Genomic DNA, 22,549 nt, shown 5'->3' with positions numbered 1-22,549 from the left:
AGAGGCACCTTGCTTGTTACTTTTTGATACCTTCGACATGCAGTTCCATGTCAACATAGCTGGAAGAACCCACTACCGGAATCTTAAAGTCAGCAAGCTCGAGACGAACTTTGCCATCAAAGCCAGCCCTTTCACCACCCCATGGATCCGGTCCCGCTCCAATAAACTGAGCGTCTATTGTGATTGGTTTGGTAACGCCATGTAGATTTAAATCGCCATTAACCTCGAGCTTACCATCTCCTTTATCGACAACACTTGTGCTTTTAAATGTCGCTTTAGAGAACTTTGATGCATTGATGAAATCGCCGCTACGTATATGTTTGTCTCGTTCTGCATGATTAGAGTCTAGGCTGGTAGTATCAACTGTGACTGATATTTTAGAAGCACTCACGTTTTTAGGATCATAAGAAAAGTCACCTCCAAAGTCATTGAATCGACCTTTTATAAAGCTATACCCTAGGTGACTTACTTTAAAGTTGATCGATGCGTGAGCACCTTTAGTGTCAATAACGTAGTCCGCTGCACTGGCCCCAAATGGCAGCCACATAACGAAAGCCGCTAGTCCAGTAGCGAATACCTTTTTTTTCATTTTAAAGCTCCTATCATCTTACGTAGAGTATTATCTTTGTTTATCACGTGGTGTTTGATCGCAGCCGCAGCATGTGCTCCTGCCATCAGAATAAGCGCCCAAGCACAATAGAAATGTATTTCTCCAGATATATCAGCTTGATTTTCAAACAACGCCCCAAGGCTTGGGACTGAGAACCAATCAAACACGTCAATACTTCGCCCATCCTCTGTAGAGATTAGGTATCCAGAAATAAAGAGTGTCAGCAAGACTAAGTACATCAAGAAATGGACTAGCTTGGCGGCAATAACTTCATACAGCTTACCTTCAATATCGGGCGAAACTGTTGCTTTCTTCCATGCGATACGAAATATGGTCAACCCTGCAAGAAGTATCCCGATAGACTTATGCCAATGAGGCGCAGTCTTATACCATTCACTGTAGTAACTTAAATCAACCATCCACAGTCCAACTGCAAACATACCGACAACAACAACCGCAGATGTCCAATGGATAGCTCTGGTAACTAGATTGTAGTTTTTAACTTCTGAACTCATAGCTCTTATCCAATAGTAAACGCATCTCTTTATCAACTAGACTATCGTCTAGGTTATTCCTATCACAGATTATTTACCCATCTTTACATTCATAAAATCATCCTGAGTTGATCAAGTTGTTCAAAAAAATTGATGACTAGTTTTTGGCCCCTAGTACCGAGCCATGTTACCCAGAACTGACATGGTTATAACTGTGATCAAGAAAGACGATAAATGTTTAGTCGATATTGGAGATATAGCAACATAACAAATAACACTCTTTGTAGTGTTGTGACGCAACTTCAATCTTAACCATAAACCTCTAAAAATGTTTAATATTTTTATATCCAAATGTAACTAATTACGAAATTCACGTGCTAACATTTTTGATAGTATCGCAACATTTTGGAGAATCACCTTGCTGTTGGACTTGTTGATCAAGAGTGTTAATGAGTTTCAGACAGATTGTATGAGGCTCTACCAGAAACATTACCCAAATATTCATAGTGAGGGGATGGATGAACACCACTTGAGTTTAGCCTTCTCTCGCAGGCTATCCCGTACATTGACGAAATTCGGCCACGACTGTGAATATGTAGCCTTAGGCTCCACTACTCATTTCAACCCTATCCATCACTACAGAATCACCTCTGAAGTAGGAACAGTATGGGTCTTAGCATCTCATATGGTCACAGGTGGTAATATGTGTAGAAAAACGTTTCTTCAAGCCATAGATCATTGGCAAGGGGAATACTCATTTGCCATTCAACCTAATGATCTACTTCTACTGATTGGCGATCATTGGTTCTCACGAAATAGACAGAGCAGAGAGCTGATTCATTGGTGGACAGGACAGCTACCAGATGATGTTGAACAATATACAACACAAGGTGTAAAACTATCAGAAGCTGACAGTCTATTGGGCCATTTATTGGAAGATTGTTTTTCCCTGAGTCCATATTTTGTTAAATGCACTCACCCTCTGCAACGTCCAATAGATAAACAAGCCCTTCGCAAATACGTCCAGTTGTATTGTGTCGCACAGTTGAGTTAGCGTCGCAACTTATTGTACCTCCCAGAGCTAATCACTTAGCTTAGGGAGGAGTAATTAGATAGCGGCCTTCCTATGGCTAAGGGTAACCTTCGGGATTACTCGACTGCCATCTCCATGTATCTGTCGTCATTTGTTCTAAAGTTCTCTCAGCTTTCCAATCAAGTTCTTGTATTGCTTTCGATGGGTCAGCCCAGCACTCCGCGATATCACCAGGCCTTCTTGGCGCAATTTTGTATGGCACCTGCTTTCCCGATGCTTTTTCAAAGGCAGCAACCATTTCTAGAACACTGTAACCATTACCCGTACCTAAATTAAAAACATGAAGACCCTGCTTGCTCCCTACTTTCTTCAGCGCAGCAACATGACCATCTGATAAGTCCATGACATGTATATAATCACGTACACCCGTTCCATCGGGCGTTGGGTAATCATCACCAAATACAGATAAATACTCCCTTCTTCCTACAGCAACCTGTGATACAAATGGCATTAGGTTGTTCGGTATACCCGATGGGTCTTCCCCTAAATCGCCTGACGGATGAGATCCAACGGGGTTAAAATAGCGCAGTAAGGTGATGCTCCAATCTGGATTCGCTTTCTCAAAATCTGTGAGGCATTCTTCCACCATGAGTTTGCTGCGACCATAAGGGTTTGTTGCACTAATAGGAAAATCTTCTGTAATAGGCACGGACGCAGGATCACCATAAACAGTTGCAGACGAAGAAAAGACCAAACACTTGACACCAACTTGACGCATTGCATCTACGAGAACCAAGGTGCCATTAACATTGTTGTCGTAATACTCGAGTGGTTTCTCTACCGATTCACCCACAGCTTTAAGCCCTGCAAAGTGAATAACAGCTCCAATATTTTGCTCCTTCAGAACCTTAACTAAGTTTTCTTTGTCTCGTACATCACCTTCGATAAACAAAGGCTCAACACCAGTAACTTTCGCAATGCGCTCAAGCACAGACTTTTTACTGTTGTACAAATTGTCCAAAATTATCGGTGTCATGCCTGCTTCTAACATTTGAATACAGGTATGGCTACCAATATAACCTAACCCACCAGTGACTAAAACATTCATAGTAATAACCTTGTCATTATCTTAATTGGATACTAAAAGATGTTTGCTACAAAATATAGAGCTTCGCTTTGCACTATTTACCACATCTAAACTTACTATAAGCCATAAAAGCACTGAAAATTTCTTTTTGGTTACAAAAATCATGAAAAAATCACTGATTGTCTGTTATTTTTATAACATATTGAATATACATGACTATTGGGATCGACTCTATGACAAAACAAACTATAACTCTCAATTGCGATATGGGTGAGAGTTTCGGGATGTGGGAAATGGGCAATGATGAAGCTGTTATGCCATGGGTCGATATGGCGAATCTAGCCTGCGGTTTTCATGCATCTGACCCAGATATTATGCTGAATACGATAAAGCTTGCAATCAAGCACAACACTCAAATAGGTGCTCATCCAAGCTATCCCGACTTACAAGGCTTCGGTAGACGTAAGTTAGATATGGATAAAGATTCAATTACAAACATGGTTATCTATCAAGTTGGTGCTCTGAAAGCACTGGCTGAAAGTCAAAACACTCAGATTAGTTACGTAAAGCCGCATGGCGCTTTGTATAATAGTATGTTGCGTGATTTAGCTATTTTTGACGCCGTGGCTGATGCTGTGGCTTGCTTTGGAGTCCCACTTATGACTTTAGCCATGAGTGACAATGAAAAGCTTCTCGACATTGCCGATAAGTATGAATTACCTTTGTTGTTTGAGGCATTTGCAGACAGAGCGTATTTATCGAATGGCCAACTTGCCCCTCGCTCAATGTCAGGCTCGGTGCTGTCCCAAGAAGAAGAGATTCTCGATCAAGTAAAACAAATCGCTCAGTACGGAAAAGTTCGAACCATAGATGGATGTCTAATCCCAATAGAGGCTGATACTATCTGCGTGCACGGTGACAATGATCAAGCTATTCGAATGATTCATAAAATTAGAGATGCTCTATGGGGAAGCTTAAGGTGAATATAGAAACCTCTGTTGACCCTGTAGCGGAATGCTCAATACTCATTCGCTTTGAGGCCGAGTGTAGTCATAAACTTTCTTTATTAATTGGTGAGATAAGCAGATATCTTTCCAATCAGCTTGGCGCTATCATTATGAATGTTACGCCATCAATGGACTCTATATTGATTGATTACCTTCCCCATCGAGTCTCTATTTTTGAATTTATCCCTTATCTAGAAAAACTAGTTAAGGAGGCCATTAAAGCCCTTCCGGACAGTATCGACACTCAAGTAGTCGAGCTTCCCGTATATTATCATCAAGATGTGGGTCCTGAGATTAGTCTGTATCAAGCTAAAGGTCTATGCTTAGACGATATAATTGGGTTACATACTGAGGAGGAATATACGGTATGCGCAATTGGTTTTGCTCCCGGTTTCGCCTTCCTCTCCTCAATAACTGAAGCGCTTCGTTTACCGCGTAAATCTACCCCTAGAGTCAAATTACCAAAAGGAAGTGTCGGAATAGCCAATAACAACACAGCGGTTTACCCATCAGACTCACCGGGGGGGTGGAACATAATAGGAAACTGCCCAATAGATTTATACACGCCTGATAAATCAAATGTACTGCCTTTCTCTATAGGAACAAAGGTACGCTTTAAGTCAATTACTAACGACGAATTTCTTCATCTTGGTGGACGCATTACGAGGGGGTGGCAGTGACTAACATTTGTGCGATCACAGCCGTTAAGCCAGGCCAACAAACGCTTATTCAAGACTTTGGACGTTTCGGACTTGCCCATTTAGGAATTACTCAAGGTGGCCCCGTCGATGATTATGCCTATAGCTGGGCAAATCATTTGCTTGGTAATCATACTAATTGCCCATCATTGGAAATTACATTGGGACAAGCAGAATTTCTCATTCACTCAAACTGTGAAATGGCGATCGCAGGTGGTGACTTGAATGCTAAATTAGATGGTCAACCTATTGATAATTGGTCTACTTTTATCGCAGGCCAAGGGCAAACTCTCTCTTTTTCTCTGCCCAAGAATGGGCTACGAAGCTATTTAGCGGTGAAGGGTGGGTTTAAAGTACCCGTTCATTTGGGGAGTACGGCGACAGTCATGCGTGATCAACTTGGCGGTATCAAGAATGGAAAGCCGGTCAACTCTGGGGATATGATTCATTTTGAGCCGCATGAGGTGACAGCTACAACCAAACAGATGACCTTTAGATACAAACCCGACTATAACTTACCTCTTGAGCTGAGAGTAATTGAAGGCTATCAAGCAAACGACTTTTCAACGGACGCATTAAATTCTTTATACAGTCAAACATTTTGCGTTAGTAAACTGGTTGACAGGATGGGATATAGGCTGTGTGACGGTTATGTTGCCCCGCCACAAAGAGAATATCTGAGTGAAGGTATTGCACTAGGTTCAATTCAAATAACTCCAGATGGTGAACCTATTATATTACTTAACGACAGACAGACAATAGGCGGTTATCCAAAAGTAGGCTGCGTCGCCCGTATAGATCTCCCCAGACTAGCACAATCCAAACCAGGGCAAAAAGTTAAATTTGTAAGAGGAGATCTACTTGGCCTACAAGAAGTTTGGTGCCAATGGGCAAGATTTTTTGGTTACTAACATGCACGAGAGGGGTCGCCACCACTTTGAATAACGGTGCCTTAACCATCAGCGCATGGATTCATCAAATCAGCTGATACACGGATTAGTTTAATTGCCATATATTACTGCTAGTTCAACAGGATAATTGCGCTGCATCGCAAGCTCTTCTGCTTTTAGCTCTACCTCACGAGCCGTGAGTGACATGCTAAGCGGATGAAGAGATTCTATGCTAGAGTCCCCGTAGCTAAATAACTCCCACTTATCAGCGATTCTCATAGCGGCCTCAAGAGCTGAAGAGCCCTTCACTACCTCAACTCTTGCATAGTTTTCCCCTTCAAAGGAGACATCCGCAGCACGAAGGGTTTGGTCAGTACCAGGGATTTGTTGCGCTCCAAATAGAGGGGTACCAAGTTCATGTGCCGATTTATAGCTAGGAATAAACTTCGCCATATGATCAATTGCACGGTAAGTTCTTTCTAACGCCATGGATTTATCCCAACCGGAGTGGAGTTTCTTGGTCAGTCTCTGAGGCAACTGAGGTTGAGAACTCATAATATTAGATGATACCAGTCCGTCGCTAAATAGAGTTATGTCCTCTGTCATTCCATGTAATTGAAAAACACCACCTGCGTATGGAGTGAGCTGTGCCATACCATTTGGCGTGCCTCTAGGGCCATGGAAAACCACTTCAGGCCAAAGCTCATTACATTCGTCCCAACATGTCACATAGGCGGCTTTAAATTCAACCAATCTCTCACGCGGCGCGAGCGCTAAATCATCAATCTTACCCGTTTCGTAGCCGCATGCATTAACTAAATAGTCGGCATCTATATGGATTTTTTTACCTTCAGCATTTAAACATTCTAATTGCCAACCCGTATCATGTTTATTCAAATCAACAACTTGTGTGTCGGTATACAGTTGGCAGTTGTCCAATGACTCTAAGACAATGGTTGCCGACGACGCCACACGAAATGCACTCCAACCATACTCTTGTACGGCTATCACCGGAAACTGCAAGGAGTCAATATCTACAGACTTGGCAAAAGGAATTATCCAATCTTCAAAAGACTTAGGTTGAACACTCTGATTAAGTTTTGCCACTCTTTGAAGGTCATCATAGCTGTACAATTTATAATAATCTGCTGGCAAGCCCAGGACTTGATTTCTTTTGTCGGCATCGACCAACTTCTGATAACAAGATTTGATTGTCTCTAAGCGCTCAATAAGGTCGTGTGGATTCCCACTGTCACTTTTAGGCACAGCGATAACGGTAGGACGACGATTGATTGTATGAGGATATAGACGTACAGAGTCGATAGATTGCTTTAGTAACTCTATACACTGATCGGCCGAGATATCTCTGTATAAGTTTCCTCCAGCGTGCAAATGACAAATAGGAGGACCACTAACTAACGAGGGAGACTTTTCAACCAGCACAACGTTCAAACCTATCTCAGCAAGATGCAAAGCTGACGTAGAGCCAGCAATACCACCTCCGATGATTGCTATGGTAGGCCTATCTGATTTTTTGTTTTCTTCTAACATATGTGCTGCTAATTTGCTCATTATCAGTACATTTTACTGAGTTTATTCGGTGAAAAAAATCACATTTTTTAAAGGGGATAAACGAACTTATTTCAAGTAAAAAAAGTCAAAAAAGCACTTGACTAATATCTCATGAAAAACGTAAAAATCAGTACTGTGAATAACAAAACATCCCTACACATTATGCCAGCAGGCTTCAAGAGCAATACTAAGTTATCTACAGGCTAAGTTATCCCAAAGTTTATCCACCGTTTTTGTGGATAACTGGATAACTTAGCATATACAAACCTAACCAAATTCTTTATTTGTGGGGGCTAACAGCTGATTGAGTAAACTATTTATTACCAAGACAAGTGTGCAAAAAGTTAATGATGGCAGCACCACCCACATAACAAAGTGAGGGCTTGGCGAGAGGTCGAAGCCGAATGAAACCACACCTGCGACCACTAACTCAGCCCCAAGTACGGCAATCAAGCCTGCTATGATTGCCAGTAATCCATACTCAGCCCAAATGGTTCTCATAACTCGCCTCTTACTCGCACCCAAAGTTCTGTATAATCTTATTTCTTTTTGTCTTTGGCTCAAACTCAGACGAAGAAGTGTAAAGATCAGCAATACACCAGCAACAACACCCAATGCTGCGAGAAGAGTGATTGACCAAACCATCTGCTCAAGCAGCTGCTGAATTTTTGCTCCCATCTGTCGAATATCCATCAAGCTTACTGTCGGATAGTTTCTTGATAAGCCATTAAGAAATAGATCTTGATCGCTTTCAACTCGAAAGCTCACCAAGTAAGTAGCTGAGATATCTTTAAGCACGTCAGGGGTAAAGATGAAGTAAAAATTGGGCTTCATGTCCCGCCACTCAACCTCACGTATGCTGTTAACTTCAGCTATCACCACTTGGCCATTAATGACGAACTCTAGGCTATCCCCTATTTCTAAGTTCAAGTCTTTCGCTACATCAGACTCAACCGATACTCCCTTATGTGTCGTCCAACTGCCTTGGAGTAAAAGATTATGACCTGGAACCTCAGTAGCATAGGTGAAATTTATCTCTCGGCGCAGAACATCTGTGCCTTCTCTACCTTGAGCGACTTTTTTTGCTTCGTGACCATTTATTTTACTTAATCGACCTCTGATAATAGGGTACGCATCGGATCTTTCGACATTATTATCATCAAGAGCATCGAGATACGCGTCTTTTTCATAGGGAGCAATGTTAAGTGCAAATGCATTGGGAGCGTCCACAGGAACTGTCCTTTGCCAATCCGATAGCAAATCACTCCGCACTAACCAAATTACCGATAGCAGCATCAGTGAAAGTGCAAGCGCGCCAAACTGTAAGCCTGTCGCTATTGGCGAACGATTCATTCTGCTCAAAGCTAGCTTGAAAGACGTCGGTAACCTGAGACTCGTCAGTAACCTCATCATAAAAACGCTGATAAACGCGAGCAGTATAAGTAGCAACACAACTCCTCCTAACACTACCCATATTAGCGTGTTGTCTCTGTAGACCCATACCATGGGTATTATGGGGACCAACAGCAACGAAAAGGTCCAATAACTCCAGTTTGTGTCACCTTTAGGTTGCATTACCTCCAATGCATTAATGTTCAATAGTCTTTGTAGAGGAATTCCAAGTGCCGGTATGCAGATCAAAACACTAGTCAAAACGGAGATAAAGAGAGGGCTTAGTCCATAGCTTGGAAGAGGGGTTGGTAAAACATCAACCAAGGGGATACGAAGAAAATACTCAAGCGCAATACCGACACATACACCTGCGAAAATCGCTCCTGAAAACAAAATCAATATTTGAATTGAGATCCAGCGAATAAGCCAAACTTTACTTGCACCCAAACTCTTTAACATAGCAATAGTTTTACGCCGAGATTCAACATAATGCTGGCAAGTAAATGCTAATATTGTTGCGGCCATTAGAACCACAATCACAACCGTTAAAGACAAGTATTGCTCGGTGCGTTGAAATACCTCATTGGTTCGACTAGCGGTATTCTGATCCTTCCACCTATCACTTGGGGTCAAAGTCAGATTTTGCTTGATAGACTCAATTGATGAATCTTGAGCATTAATAAAGAGACTAAAACGAACTCTGCTCCCTAGTTGAATAGCTCCTGTTTTTTCAAGATCTGAACGGTGTATATATACTGAAGGCATTTGCTGAAATGGGTTAAAGCTCAATCCTGGTTCTTCAACAACACGCCCTGTCACTTGAAAGTCTGCATCACCTATAGTGACATTGTCACCTATAGAAATGTCCAGGATAGTAAATAACCGCTCATCTAGCCATAACTCTCTTGGATGTACACTCGATCTTGTACCTTCGTTGTCAGCTAGGATAAAATTGCCACGAAGTGGATAACGACTATCGACTGACTTAACCATGACCAACTTCATGTTTTGGTCGCTAAACGCCATGGTTGCAAAACGAGTTTGCAATGAGGTAGAAATATCAGGTGAACGGGTGAGTTCGTAAAGTTTCTCAGGGATAGGATTAGAAGACACAAAAACAGTATCGGCCGTTAGAGCTTCCTTTCCCTGCATAACAACAGCTTGCTCAACTCTTTCTGCAAGAGCCGTTATTGCAAATATACAGGCAATAATTAGAGTAATAGCAACTGAGATTGGCCACAAGTGGGCGTTGCGTATCTCACTGAAACTCCAAGAAACCATTCTGCTGATGTTTGTGAGAGGCCTAAATGAACACATCAGCATTCCTCCAATCTTCCAGATTGAATGTGAAGTCGCCTATCACACAAGTCAGCTAGCTGCATATCGTGAGTCACCAAAACTAATGTGGTACCGTGCTGCTTGTTGAGGTCAAATAAAAGCTGAATCACCTTTTCAGCTGTTGTTTGATCCAAGTTTCCGGTTGGCTCATCAGCAAACAACACTTTAGGTTTAATCATAAAGGCTCGTGCCAAGGCAACACGTTGTTGCTCCCCTCCAGATAGCTGCGTAGGAAAATGCCGCATTCTGTGTTCCAAACCAACTGAAGCTAATAACTGCTGAGCACGTTCTCTGTCTTCCAGTTCACCTTTTAGTAAACACGGCAACGTCACGTTATCTAAAGCGCTTAAACTTGGTACTAAGAGGAAACTTTGAAACACAAACCCAACTGATTCACTACGAATAAGCGCTCTCTCTTCGTCACTCATTTCGCTTATCGGTTTATCCAAAAGAGAGATACTTCCTGCTGTGGGTGTATCAAGACCCGCAAGAAGAGTCATTAAAGTGGATTTGCCTGCTCCAGATGTCCCAACAATTGCGATGCTTTCACCCTCCTTGATATCCAAATTTATGTTCTCTAGGATTGTTAATTGTTCTTGTTTAGTAGAGACTAGTTTCGATAATGACTCTGCTTTGATTACGGATGGATGCATGATTCGATTACTTTCCTTACTCTTGTTGCTCACTTACGTAAATCCACTGAACGCTGCCAAACTTCTTGTGTTGGGTGATAGCCTAAGTGCAGGCTATCAAATGTCGATTGATAAAGCTTGGCCTACATTGTTACCAAATGTCATCGCTAAAACAGGCAGAACACTAACTGTGGTCAATGCCAGTGTGTCTGGTGATACCACTGGCAATGGATTAGACCGCTTACCTACCTTATTAAACACACACACACCCGATATCGTTCTTATAGAACTTGGGGCAAACGATGGTCTTAGGGGATTCTCACCCAAACTCATACAAGATAATTTACGTCAGATTATCCAGTTAGTTCAATCACGAGGGGCAAAAGCGTTACTTATGCAAATTCATATCCTGCCCAACTATGGTAAACGCTATACTCAAGCCTTTGCTGATTTATACCCTATGCTATCGAAGCAACTTGATGTTCCACTGTTGCCCTTTTTCTTAGAAGGCGTAATCACTAACACTAAATGGATGATGGATGACGGACTTCATCCTAACGAAAAAGCACAGCCTTGGATTGCAGAATTTGTCGCCCAAAATTTGATCAAATATCTCTGAGCCTACGATCAAATCTCGGCCAACGTGCCTATCTCAAATTCTAAACTCTTTGCAAGAAAATATCTCAATTATGAGACAGTGTATAACAAAAGGCTCATATAGCTGACCTCTTTGCGACAAACCAGTAGGATTGGTATCTCTTAACATTAAGAACACAGAAGTATGCAGTCTATGTATCACTTCCTGTCAGTCAACTAGACAAACATCTATGGGCAAATGCTACTGACTTTAAAGTTATTATATAAAAGCGGTTAGCAGCAAAGGATTCGGTACAAATGTCACACATCAATACAGCCAACTTAGTTATCCCAGAAGATATCTCAAGTAGCTGGCAAAACAATATAAACTTAATTGCTGAAATCATGTCCATTCCTACTGCACTGATAATAGACACCCAAAAAGAAAAAGCCAGAGCCGTCAAATCAAATAAAAATGCATGGAGCTCATCCAACATTAGTAAATCTAGGGTTAAAAATAAAGATCTATGCTGTTGGGCAGAAGGTGAGCATATAATGCTCGCCGAACAAAACATGCTTACCCCAGGCTCAGAAACTTTTTTGTTTCGTGAGAGCTGGTCAGATTCTTGTCAAGGCTTACTAATTAAATGGCCCAATGGCAATATATTCGGCACGATCTGTATTTGGGGTAACGACGTTTATTCGTCCAAGTTTTGTTACCAAGAGCTTATCTTGAGCTTTCGTAATTCAATCGAGCTACAGTTATCGACTCTTTATCAGAAAGAAAAGTTAAAGAACACTAACATAGAACTGAGAAACAGAGTTGATGCACGCAACCGTGATATGGACATGGTCCATAGCTATCTTGAACAAGAAATCAAGAAACGACAGCGTGCCGAGGGAATCATTGATTACCAGAGATGGCACGATATTAGAACGGGTTTCTTAAATCGCCACGCTCTTGAAAAAGAGGTGACCAAACTTGCAAAAAAGACCCAAAACAACACACAGTTTGGTGCTGTTATACACATTAACTTCATCAACGGACAGCTGATTCAAGAACAGGCCGACAGTATAACTTGGAAACAACTTCTCATTCAATTTGACAGAAAGATCAAAAATAAAGGAAATGGCAAGATTATTACTTCTTTACCTACGTCTACCGATATAGTGTTAGTTGTTAGTGATTTAAAAGACCAAAACGAGCTTGATGACCTGTGTAAACATATAGTGCAGTTGAGCCAATCGACATTTGTGATTGATAGAAAGTCATTTCATCTTAATGCTTACATTGGAGTTTGTACTACTAAAGATACATTATGCCCAAATAGCCTGCTCCAATTTGCTTCAAAAATTGCTCTATCAAGTAAAGATAGCGGACAAAGCTACCGCTATTACTCACAATATTTACCAAGTTTCTCATCAGACACTCAAAAAATGGAGTCTTATTTACTCAAAGCGATAAGAGACAATGATCTACTTCTTCATTTTCAACCCAAGGTTTGTACAAAAACCAGTTCTTGGATAGGTGCAGAAGCTCTTTTACGCTGGAGGCACCCCACAATGGGAGACATTTCCAGTGAAACTTTGATTAACATAGCCGAAAAAAACGGACTTATTTTTGAAATAGGACGTTTTGTTCTAAGCGAAGCAATCAAAAAAGGCGCTAAATGGGTAGAGTGGAATTCGGAATTTAAAATTGCTATCAACGTCTCCGTTGTTCAACTCAACAGCTTGAAGTTTGTACAAGAGCTCGAAAATTTACTCATTACTCACCAACTTTCTGCCAAAAACATTGAGCTAGAAATTACTGAAAGCGGTATCGTGATTGATGATGTTGTGATGGAAAAATCTCTCAAGCGTTTACGCGAATTGGGGGTGACACTGTCATTAGACGACTTTGGCACGGGGTATTCCTCTTATGATTATCTAAAAAAATTCCCATTTAATGCCCTAAAAATAGATAAGAGCTTTATTGAAAAAATCGATGAATGTCGCAAGGATCAAGAAATAGTTCGCTCCATCATAGCGATAGCCCATGCATTTAATATGAAAGTCACAGCCGAGGGTATTGAAAATAAAAAGCACGAAGAGTTTATCGTGAATGAAGGCTGTGAGTATGGCCAAGGCTACTTATATTGTAAACCAATACCTAGCAATGAGTTTGAATACAATCTCTACCGTCAAGTTACTCCTCAAGAGCATTGATTCTCTTTACTCTGTAGCATGCGGTTCTTATAATCCTCGCTTCTAATGAACCGCGCTTGAGATCGCTCTATGGAACAGTTAACCGCGACGCTAAAAAAAATTGAAAAACAAAACTATCGTGCCTACCAAAAAATCAAAGGTGAGTATGATTTTGGTGACTACAGGTTCCTGATCGATCAGGTACAGCCCGATCCCTATGCATCAGCTTCAAGAGTACGAGCAATTCGCCCATGGTCACTGACAGGGCTACAATGGTTGCAAGGAAAGTCTCTATCTTATCAGACTGCCGCGCGTGATTTCATTGCACGCTATTTCTCTCAGCTTTGTAAACAAGAAAACAGCCTTGATATATCTTTAACAGGGCAAACAGTATTAGACTCTACAGCGGTCCTATTCACTGAAGAAGGAATCGAACTCAGATTTCGCATTAATCTCCCAGCAGAAGGACGCTCAGTACTTGGTAAGAAAGCTGACAACCTACTTACTTTTCACCTGCCTAAGTACATTAGGCGGTCCACATTAGAGAGAGAAATCGATAAGCAAGCACTCGAGTTCCACTGTCAGGTTGTGGAAGACCAGGACTTTATGCGTGATGAGCTTGATAAGCTCGGTTTGATTGCTTTTATAGGTAACGGGTCAATACTTCCGAGAATTGCTGGAAACAGTGATCTACCTATGCAGGATGCCAAACCATTTACAGCTCCAAGCTCGATGGAAGTCGACATCATCACTCCAAATAAAGGAAAAGTGACGGGCCTAGGTATCAAAAAAGGTATTACCTTGATTGTAGGTGGAGGTTTTCATGGCAAGTCAACGCTACTAAACGCGATAGAGCGTTCTATCTATAACCATATCCCCGGAGACGGAAGAGAGTATATTGTCACTAACCGAAATACGAATAAAATTCGTGCAGAAGATGGTCGGTGTGTCCATAGCTTAAACCTATCTAACTATATAAACTGCTTACCTATGGGCCGAGATACGAGTGACTTCTCTACTCAAGATGCTTCCGGTTCAACTTCTCAAGCTGCATGGCTCCAAGAATCTATAGAAGCTGGCGCTCAAGCAATCTTGATTGATGAGGATACATCAGCCACTAACTTTATGATTCGTGATGAACGGATGCAAGCGTTAGTCAGCAAAGATGCAGAGCCGATAACGCCACTAGTCGATCGTATAGGCCAACTTAGAGACTCACTAAACACGTCAACAATTTTGGTTATGGGTGGCTCAGGAGACTACTTTGATGTTGCCGACAACGTTATCCAAATGCATGATTATCAAGCTATAGATGTCACTCAAAAAGCGAAAGAAGTGATCAAACAGCATCCAACTGAGCGTACTAATGAGTCATTAACTCCTTTGTCTACTTTTTCACCTCGCCAGCTCAATCGAGCAGCTCTACAAAAAATTCTTACTGAGGGTAAGTTTAGGGTGTCTGCAAAAGGAACAGATGCGCTACGTTTTGGGAAGGAGTTTACTGATCTTTCTACATTAGAACAGCTAGAGTCGAGTTGTGAGATAAACGCCATAGGCTGGATTTGGTTTGAGCTTGCCCATAAAACAGGCCTATCTGATGATCCAACTAAAGAAATTCAGACGATACTTGATAAAAATTGGTTAAGCAACATGCCCAAGCATGGTGATCTCGCAAAACCACGAGCACTGGATGTGATTGCAGCTCTGAATCGTTTTAGAAGAGCAAGATTTCAGCAAAAAAAGTAGATTAGGCCGACTTAACATAAATTTGGATTGATAAGTGTGCTAGCCACACTTATCAATGCCTCAATACATGCCAAGCTTCACACAATACCCTGAATCGTTCGCTATTGCCATTTTCCCTGTCAGGGTGCCATTTTAACGCCAGCTTTCGCCACGTTTTTCGAATTTCAGTTTGACTTGCGTCTAAGGGAAGCTCGAATAGCGACAAAGCTTTAGTCCGATCCATATCGCTTACATCAATGCTACCAACAAACTCTCTATATCGCGTCCAAAACTCGTTCAACAAGCGTTTCACCTCACCTTCTTCCGCTTCGTAATTGTGCCAATCAAGATAATAGTCTCTAAGCGGGTCTGCATGATCGACTTCATGGCCGAAAACTTGAGACTGAGGCATCAACATAATATCCATTGCTTGTACCTGCAGCCAGTTTTCTGGGTACAGTGTTTCTTGCAATTGATATAGAGCGTTCATGATTAGAAAGTTGCGTTTGAAAAGATCTTTTTCCGGTGAAGCATCGAGAATAGGCAAAAGTTCTAGATCGCAAAGATGGGACGAAAGTGTGTGAACTTTCCATCCAGAAGGTTGTTTTTTTAAAACTTCCATTATGGGCCACAGCAATGGGTTTTCCATATACTGTTCAAATTGGGCGGCGACTTCCTGATGTTCGTTCATATCCAAATTATTCAGCGTTTATTTTTAATACAAAGCTAAAATTATCGATTTGTCGAGCCAATATCTAAGATTTAACGATCATTACCCAAAAAAAGAGCCAGTTCTCACTGGCCCGCTAAACAAATTTTGCTAAAGCACTCCAAGCTCTTTTAGTCTCTCTGTTAGGTATGTATCTGCCGTATGGCGCTCTGAGAGTACCACCTCAGGTTTGGGATGGAGGAACAAAGGTAATGAAATTCTTGAACTTTCTTGGCGCTCACCTGTTGGGTTGATAACACGATGAGTCGTCGAAGGGAAATAGCCACCTGATGCTTCCTGAAGCATATCACCGATATTAATAATTAAACTACCAAAGTCACAGGGCACATCAATCCATTGCCCATCCTTGCCCAAGACTTGGAGACCAGGCTCATTAGATGCAGGAAGAACAGTAAGTAGGTTTATATCTTCATGAGCCGCAGCTCGGATCGCTCCAGGCTCTTCTTCGCCAGTCATCGGTGGGTAGTGGAGCACTCTTAGCAAGGTTTTTTCACTACCATTAATCATTTCCGATAGTGCCACAGAAAACTTGTCCTGAATTTCGGCTGGTGCATGAGCTTCGACCCACCCTAACAACTCTTCAGCAAATTTATTTGCTTGCTGATAGTAATCCAAAATTTGCGCTTTTAGTTCCTCCGGTATTTGTCCCCAAGGGTAAACATGGAAGTACTCTTTGATATCTTTGACCGCATGCCCTTTTGCTACTTCAGAAACAGAAGGAGGAAAGTAACCGTCTTGTGTCTCAACATTGTATGTGAACTCATTCTTCCGATCTGTCATAAAAAACTGATACCAGTTCTCGTAAATTGACTCGACGAGCTCTTTGGGAATTGGATGGTTTTTCAGTACTCCAAACCCTGTTTCGCGAAGTGATTTGACAAATTTTTGCGCCGCATCTTCGGCCCTATAATCGACGGTTTCCAGTTTCATGGCTTCACTTTATTTCATTGTGCTATGGTTGAAGCAGGATTCTAAATCTCGTGGCCCAGTAAAGCAAACTTTGCCGAGGCCCAACGCAATAACACAGATTTTATCTGTGTGTTTATTATACATTTCAACATTATCAGTTAGTAAAATGTGAGAGTTAAACCGTTAAATTTTAATTGTACAGCGTTTTATTAGGTGCCATTATACACATGTTAACTGACTAAAGAGGCGATGATCAAATGGATACCAACAATAGTTCACTATCAATTTTATTTTGGTTAACACTTGGTTATGCGGTCGTATTTGCCTTTTCTGCCATTTCCCCAACTTCCTATACTGTATGGGTCGCTGAAATAATTCCCGCTTTAGGAATATTGTTTTTTATTTGGATAATATCAAAACAGTTCAATTTCTCTAACACAGCCTACATTCTGATGTTTATCTGGCTTACACTGCACACTATTGGAGCCAAATACACCTTTGCCGAGGTTCCATTCAATTGGTTCAATCAGCTTATCGGCTCAGAACGTAATAACTTCGACCGTGTCGCGCATTTTTCTATCGGGTTATATGCCTACCCCATCGCTGAGTACATAATCCGACGCCAATTGATGAGTGTTAAACTCGCTGTATGTTTTGCTTTATTTGCTATCATGTCACTGGCTGCAGGCTACGAAATCGTTGAATGGTGGTATGCTGCCCTTGCTGGAGGTGATGAAGGAATAGCTTTCTTGGGTTCTCAAGGGGACATCTGGGATGCTCAAAAAGACATGTTAATGGACACTATTGGAGCACTGACATCACTGACTCTTCTTTTAGCTCAGCAACGTGTCGACTCCTTCAACCATGTCAGGTAGGGGTTGAATCCCTCAGTGATTGACAGTTGAATCACTTCCGGTACCTCATAATTGTGGAGCGAACTAATCAGGTCTTCTAGTTTCTTGTAACAGACCTTTTTCGTTTTAAAAATAAGTAAAGTTTCACTATCTTGGTGTAGCTTACCTTCCCATTTATAACTGCTTTGAATGGGCAAAGTTTGGATACAAGCAGCCAACTCCCGCTGTAATGCTGTTTCTATGATTGTTTGCACCGTTTTCTGACAATCTGTTGTCGTTAAGACAATACATAATTCTTCTTTCATCGTGTTACACACCGCGCTTTTTAACATTAACTGGATAGTCTTGGTCTTTAAGTTCATGAATAAAGCAGGATCCAGAGCCTGAATACGTCACCCAGACATGCTTTTTGGCTCGTGTAAGAGCAACGTAAAATAAGCGGCGCTCCTCCGCATAAGGGTAAGGGTAAGGGTCCGTAGATTGGGTCAAAGCACCATCAATGTGTAAACTCTTAACTCTGGCAGGAAACTGGCCTTCATCGACACATAAAATAATAACATAGTCAGCTTCACGTCCCTTGCTAGCGTGACACGTCATAAAGTCGATCGACAATAAAGCAAACTGTTTTTGCCACTGTGGTAAAAGCTCAGGCTTGTGATAATGATTTCTGGCGAGCAGCAACACGCTTTGAGTGCTGTTCGCTTTACGGTTTAACTCTTCGAGAATCTTTTCTACCGAACTACTCTCTGACAAGGTTACAGACTTAGATTTTTTCTGTTTATAGCTTTTTAATGTTTTTATCAACTGATTAGGATTACGCTGAATAAACTGGTTGGCCACTTCACCAATCTGGTTATTGAAGCGATAAGTTGTATCAAGCTTATGTATCGTTGAATAACGAAAACGTTTAGCGAACCCTGTCGTTAAATCTACATCCGCACCCGCGAATTGATAAATCGATTGCCAATCATCACCGACAGCAAACAATACACAATTGGGCGATCCTTTTTGATTGCATAAAGCTTCCACTAACTGTAAGCGTTTTGGTGAAATATCTTGGTACTCGTCAATCATGATATATTTCCATGACGGCTTGTATTTCCCTTTTTCAACATATTCTGTCGCTTTGCTAATCATGATATTGAAGTCAACATTCCCATCTTCACTAAGCCTCGCCATCCAAGCTTGGTAGCAAGGCCAAACTAAGGCAAGTTCACTGTTAAGACGTGTATAGTCATCAAACGTCACTAACTTCTCTTGGATATCTTTCTTGGTAGACCCTAATGCAGACAGTTGTTCGAGCTGCTTTGCTAACCAATTAATTAACTTCGGATTTTCAGCATGACTTGCTAACTCATCGTCTCCAGTTATGTAAGCAATTGGCCATTTTTTGAGGTGCTTTTGCCAACGTTTGAATGCGGTTGATGAAGCCCAATGATTTTTTAACCACGCCATACACCATGCATTTTTTAAGTTATCGTCAGTGGCAATAGGAGAGATGGTGACTGAGGAGCCTTCAACATCATTTAAAATAGCGAGTGCAAGCTGGTGAAATGTATTAACTTTCACTTCATCAGCACTCAAACCGATTTTATTTTCTAGCCTCTGACGCATTTCATATGCAGCATCGCGCCCGAATGCCAACATAAGAATCTCTTCCGATTGGGCAAGGTGGCTTTGAAGAAGGTATGCGACACGTGCGGTTAGAACACTGGTTTTGCCTGAGCCAGCTCCTGCAAGCACTAAATTGGTGTCATCATTTAGTAAAACCGCTTGTTGCTGAGACAAATTCAGTGGAGACGACTCTATTTGAGAAAAAAGCACTTTCCAGTTTTCCAGCTCGATTTCCATCCACCTTTGGTTTCGTAATTGCATAACATTTTCGGTGTCTGTCACCCAAGCCACTAGATTGGCCATCTTCTGGGGTGCCATCAAAACGGCATCTTCCAGCGTCATTTGAGCCGTTTTTAGATCGTCGAAAATCTTCGCTAGTTGGTAATCAACGGTAGAATGAGTTAGGTACGCAGGTTGACGCTCTAGCCCCTGTAAGGCCATTTCCCATTGGGGAAGAAGTGCATAAAGCTGTTGGCATTGTTTGTTATGCCATTTTTGATAGCAGTCAACCGCTAGGCGAGCAAACTGACAGCAGCTCTGCCATGAAAGGCCTTCAATTAACCATGACTGCCTACTGCCGTCTTTAGGGTGAGAAAAAAACTGTAAACCACCCCAAATTAAGCCTCGTTTTAGCTTAACTTCACCATTCCATACACTAAACGGGATATGTTCTTCAAACCATTTGGAGCTGAGTATGATGACATCAGATTCTAGAGAAACCCGGTTATATTCATTTTGTATCAAATATTGTGCAGTCTTGGTTGCAGTTAGCTGCATGTTTACATTTCCTCAGGCCTAATTATCCACATAATAACGTAACCAGTGCATACAATGAAAAGATCTTGTCAATAGATAACTATCCACGTCGAGTTAATTTCTCGAAAATAAACATTTTTCTTTATCTACATCATAAATTTAACATGTATTATTATTTAACATGATCATTAATAAGAACGAAAAGCAATCACTGTGCAACTTTTAAGTCAACTTCACCTCTATTGGGCAAACAAAACCATCAATTACGGCCTACTGATTCTGGTCGCTTTAGTCGGTGTAGTTGGCGTCAGCTGGTTTTATTCCATCGATAATTCTGTTATTCCATTAATATTAGGTGTTATCGCAGCCGCATTATCAGAAACGGATGATAGTGTCTTAGGTCGCATCAAAGCTACGTTTATTACGTTAGTTTGCTTCGCCATTGCGTCATTTTCTATCGAACTGCTCTTTTCCACGCCTATTTTGTTTGCGATAGGGCTATGTATTTCTACTTTCGGATTCATAATGCTTGGCGCAATCAGTGCGAGCTACGCAAGTATCGCGTTTGGTTCACTACTCGTCGCGGTATACACCATGTTGGGTGCTGAGCAAAGCTCTAATATCTGGCAACAACCTATCTGGCTGCTTTCAGGCTCTATTTGGTATTTCATATTATCGATAACTTGGTCAGCACTATGGCCCCACCAACCTGTTCAACAAAGTTTAGCTAACGTATTTATTCACCTCTCGAAGTACTTAGTGTCGCGGAGCCAACTCTTTCACCCTGTTACTGGTCTAGATCCCCAACCCTATAGAATAAAACAAGCGGCACTCAACGCAGCAACAGTGACTGCTTTGAACCAATGTAAAACAACCTTATTAAACCGGTCTAAACGGGGCTATGTTCAATCGTCTCGTGATGAATATCTCAACATTTACTTCCTTGCTCAAGACATCCATGAACGCATCAGTTCAAGCCACTATCGCTATCAAGAGCTATGTCAGCAGTTTGGTCGTTCAGACATACTCTTTAGATTCAAGCACCTACTCGAAACGCAAGCACAGGCATGTAAACAAGTAGCGAAGTCAATCCAGCTAGGTAAGGAATATGTTCATACTGGCCAGTCGTTACTTGCGCTCGATGAATTAGTTTGCTCACTGGAACACCTAAAAACAAAAATAAAGAGTGATAAGAAGTCATTGATTAACCAGCTTAACTATCTCTTTAATAATCTTGCCACCGTTGAAAAGCAACTCAGTAATATTTGTACTTCAAACGCAGGTATACTCGACACAGCCGAACTTGATGACACGGAGGCTCATAGCCTTAAAGAGGGCTGGCAACGAGTCATATCACATTTTTCACTCGATTCGATGCTATTTCGCCATGCAGTGAGGATGTCTTTGGCATTAACGGTGGGATATTGTCTAGTTCAGCTGACACATGTTGAACAAGGTTATTGGATACTGATGACAACATTATTTGTCTGCCAACCCAACTATAGTGCGACTCGTAATAAACTGGTTGCTAGAGTGGCTGGTACCATACTTGGTCTATTAGTAGGTGTGCCTTTACTTATTCTGTTCCCTTCACAGGAAAGTCAATTACTGCTGATTGTGGTCTCAGGCGTCGCTTTTTTTATGCTGCGACTTGCGAACTATGGATATGCGACAGGCTTTATCACAATTTTAGTTCTATTCTGCTTTCATCAGCGCGGCGACGGCTACGCGATAGTTATTCCAAGATTAACTGATACCCTTATTGGATGCGCGCTGGCGGTATTATCAGTCACTTTCATCTTACCAGATTGGCAATCAAAACGACTGCATAAAGTAATGGCTGAAGCCATTCAAGCCAACCAAGAGTACCTTGCACAAATCATAGGTCAATATCGAATCGGAAAGAAAGATAGTTTGCCTTACCGAATAGCAAGGCGTAAGGCTCACAACCACGATGCAAAGCTAAACAATGCCATAAGTTCAATGCTGATAGAACCAGGACGATACCGGACAGCCACAGACGAAAGCTTCCGTTTCTTGACACTAAGTCACGCTTTATTGAGTTACTCCTCTGCTCTTGGTGCCCATAGAACACGCATTAGTGAAGCGGGGACCCACAAACTGATTTTAGACGCACACAAAGTCATCCATCATCACTTGGAAATATTGACTAAGTTGCTCGATGGTTCTGAACACTATGATTCACAAAGTAATATTATTGATCTTGATCTGAAAAGTCGACTAGAAGAATGGAGAGAGCAAGATAACAGCGAAGTGAAAATGGTATTAGAACAACTCTACCTCATATACCGAATGCTTCCTGAGCTGCACTCTTTAGCTAAAAAATTCGTAATTCGTGCAAAAAACTGAGTCACTTTAATGACAATTAAGTTATCTTTATCATTTGTTTATATGGCATAATTCACAAAGATATAAAGTCCATCT

At 41.5% G+C, this 22,549-nt stretch carries 19 protein-coding genes; 9 read left to right on the top strand and 10 right to left on the bottom strand.

Features of this window, described 5'->3' with window-relative positions; translation table 11 throughout:
• Positions 1 to 16 precede the first annotated feature (16 nt).
• On the bottom strand, positions 17 to 589 hold the full coding sequence (locus tag MHN79_RS14795; RefSeq protein ID WP_239173509.1) for a YceI family protein: 573 nt from the start codon (positions 587 to 589) through the stop codon (positions 17 to 19).
• Positions 586 to 1,125 (bottom strand): cytochrome b, encoded by a 540-nt coding sequence (locus MHN79_RS14790; RefSeq protein WP_239173508.1) that lies wholly within the window; start codon positions 1,123 to 1,125, stop codon positions 586 to 588. Before MHN79_RS14790 ends, MHN79_RS14795 begins: the two co-directional genes overlap by 4 nt.
• A gap of 397 nt (positions 1,126 to 1,522) precedes the next feature.
• On the opposite strand from MHN79_RS14790, the gene MHN79_RS14785 reads away from it, so the two are divergent.
• Entirely contained in the window at positions 1,523 to 2,158 is a 636-nt protein-coding gene (locus MHN79_RS14785) for a hypothetical protein (RefSeq protein ID WP_239173507.1), read from the top strand.
• A 76-nt stretch (positions 2,159 to 2,234) separates the two neighbouring features.
• Here the strand turns inward: MHN79_RS14785 and galE are convergent, their stop codons facing one another.
• A complete protein-coding gene (gene galE, locus MHN79_RS14780) occupies positions 2,235 to 3,245 on the bottom strand; it encodes a UDP-glucose 4-epimerase GalE (protein WP_239173506.1) in 1,011 nt (336 codons plus the stop codon).
• Positions 3,246 to 3,457: 212 nt separating this feature from the next.
• Between galE and MHN79_RS14775 the strand changes: the two genes are divergently transcribed.
• Genes MHN79_RS14775 through MHN79_RS14765 form a run of 3 tightly spaced genes read left to right on the top strand, consistent with a single transcriptional unit; the run spans position 3,458 to position 5,840 of the window.
• Complete coding sequence (locus MHN79_RS14775; protein WP_239173505.1) at positions 3,458 to 4,207, top strand: 5-oxoprolinase subunit PxpA; 750 nt, start codon at positions 3,458 to 3,460, stop codon at positions 4,205 to 4,207.
• Positions 4,204 to 4,911, top strand: coding sequence for a carboxyltransferase domain-containing protein (locus MHN79_RS14770; protein ID WP_239173504.1), 708 nt, complete (start codon positions 4,204 to 4,206; stop codon positions 4,909 to 4,911). Before MHN79_RS14775 ends, MHN79_RS14770 begins: the two co-directional genes overlap by 4 nt.
• Positions 4,908 to 5,840, top strand: coding sequence for a biotin-dependent carboxyltransferase family protein (locus MHN79_RS14765; RefSeq protein WP_239173503.1), 933 nt, complete (start codon positions 4,908 to 4,910; stop codon positions 5,838 to 5,840). The genes MHN79_RS14770 and MHN79_RS14765 overlap by 4 nt, the downstream gene beginning before the upstream one ends.
• Positions 5,841 to 5,930: 90 nt before the next feature.
• On the opposite strand, the gene MHN79_RS14760 is transcribed toward MHN79_RS14765, so the two are convergent.
• From MHN79_RS14760 to MHN79_RS14750, 3 genes are all read right to left on the bottom strand, one after another.
• On the bottom strand, positions 5,931 to 7,391 hold the full coding sequence (locus MHN79_RS14760) for an FAD-dependent oxidoreductase (protein ID WP_239173502.1): 1,461 nt from the start codon (positions 7,389 to 7,391) through the stop codon (positions 5,931 to 5,933).
• Between the two features lie 267 nt (positions 7,392 to 7,658).
• Positions 7,659 to 10,100 carry an ABC transporter permease gene (locus MHN79_RS14755; RefSeq protein ID WP_239173501.1) on the bottom strand — a complete coding sequence of 814 codons (2,442 nt, stop codon included), beginning with the start codon at positions 10,098 to 10,100 and terminating at the stop codon, positions 7,659 to 7,661.
• Positions 10,100 to 10,774 (bottom strand): ABC transporter ATP-binding protein, encoded by a 675-nt coding sequence (locus tag MHN79_RS14750; RefSeq protein WP_239173500.1) that lies wholly within the window; start codon positions 10,772 to 10,774, stop codon positions 10,100 to 10,102. Before MHN79_RS14750 ends, MHN79_RS14755 begins: the two co-directional genes overlap by 1 nt.
• On the opposite strand from MHN79_RS14750, the gene MHN79_RS14745 reads away from it, so the two are divergent.
• The 3 genes from MHN79_RS14745 to MHN79_RS14735 all read left to right on the top strand — a co-directional run bounded on the left by MHN79_RS14745 (position 10,773) and on the right by MHN79_RS14735 (position 15,262).
• A complete protein-coding gene (locus MHN79_RS14745; protein WP_160930836.1) occupies positions 10,773 to 11,372 on the top strand; it encodes an arylesterase in 600 nt (199 codons plus the stop codon). The two genes, MHN79_RS14750 and MHN79_RS14745, sit on opposite strands and share 2 nt — an antisense overlap.
• A gap of 275 nt (positions 11,373 to 11,647) precedes the next feature.
• Positions 11,648 to 13,537 (top strand): bifunctional diguanylate cyclase/phosphodiesterase, encoded by a 1,890-nt coding sequence (locus tag MHN79_RS14740; RefSeq protein WP_239173499.1) that lies wholly within the window; start codon positions 11,648 to 11,650, stop codon positions 13,535 to 13,537.
• Between the two features lie 69 nt (positions 13,538 to 13,606).
• Complete coding sequence (locus MHN79_RS14735) at positions 13,607 to 15,262, top strand: ABC-ATPase domain-containing protein (RefSeq protein ID WP_239173498.1); 1,656 nt, start codon at positions 13,607 to 13,609, stop codon at positions 15,260 to 15,262.
• 52 nt (positions 15,263 to 15,314) lie between these two features.
• Here the strand turns inward: MHN79_RS14735 and MHN79_RS14730 are convergent, their stop codons facing one another.
• Positions 15,315 to 15,932, bottom strand: a complete 618-nt coding sequence (locus MHN79_RS14730; protein WP_239173497.1) for a DNA-J related domain-containing protein — start codon at positions 15,930 to 15,932, stop codon at positions 15,315 to 15,317.
• A 129-nt stretch (positions 15,933 to 16,061) separates the two neighbouring features.
• Positions 16,062 to 16,901 (bottom strand): 2OG-Fe(II) oxygenase family protein, encoded by an 840-nt coding sequence (locus MHN79_RS14725; RefSeq protein WP_239173496.1) that lies wholly within the window; start codon positions 16,899 to 16,901, stop codon positions 16,062 to 16,064.
• Between the two features lie 236 nt (positions 16,902 to 17,137).
• Here MHN79_RS14725 and MHN79_RS14720 point away from each other — a divergent pair, with 236 nt between their 5' ends.
• Positions 17,138 to 17,755, top strand: a complete 618-nt coding sequence (locus MHN79_RS14720; RefSeq protein ID WP_239173495.1) for a DUF2238 domain-containing protein — start codon at positions 17,138 to 17,140, stop codon at positions 17,753 to 17,755.
• Here MHN79_RS14720 and cutA read toward each other — a convergent pair.
• Positions 17,719 to 18,039, bottom strand: coding sequence for a divalent-cation tolerance protein CutA (cutA, locus tag MHN79_RS14715; RefSeq protein ID WP_239173494.1), 321 nt, complete (start codon positions 18,037 to 18,039; stop codon positions 17,719 to 17,721). The two genes, MHN79_RS14720 and cutA, sit on opposite strands and share 37 nt — an antisense overlap.
• Positions 18,040 to 18,043: 4 nt before the next feature.
• Positions 18,044 to 20,125, bottom strand: coding sequence for a DNA helicase IV (gene helD / locus MHN79_RS14710; RefSeq protein WP_239173493.1), 2,082 nt, complete (start codon positions 20,123 to 20,125; stop codon positions 18,044 to 18,046).
• 192 nt (positions 20,126 to 20,317) lie between these two features.
• Here helD and yccS point away from each other — a divergent pair, with 192 nt between their 5' ends.
• Positions 20,318 to 22,474, top strand: coding sequence for a YccS family putative transporter (gene yccS, locus MHN79_RS14705; protein ID WP_239173492.1), 2,157 nt, complete (start codon positions 20,318 to 20,320; stop codon positions 22,472 to 22,474).
• Positions 22,475 to 22,549: the final 75 nt, after the last annotated feature.

This window comes from Vibrio sp. Of14-4, from assembly GCF_022347625.1.
In the GTDB taxonomy this organism is placed as follows: domain Bacteria; phylum Pseudomonadota; class Gammaproteobacteria; order Enterobacterales; family Vibrionaceae; genus Vibrio; species Vibrio pristinus.
The sequence above is the reverse complement of the archived record's forward strand: the minus strand, read 5'-3'. Positions and strand labels throughout refer to the sequence as shown.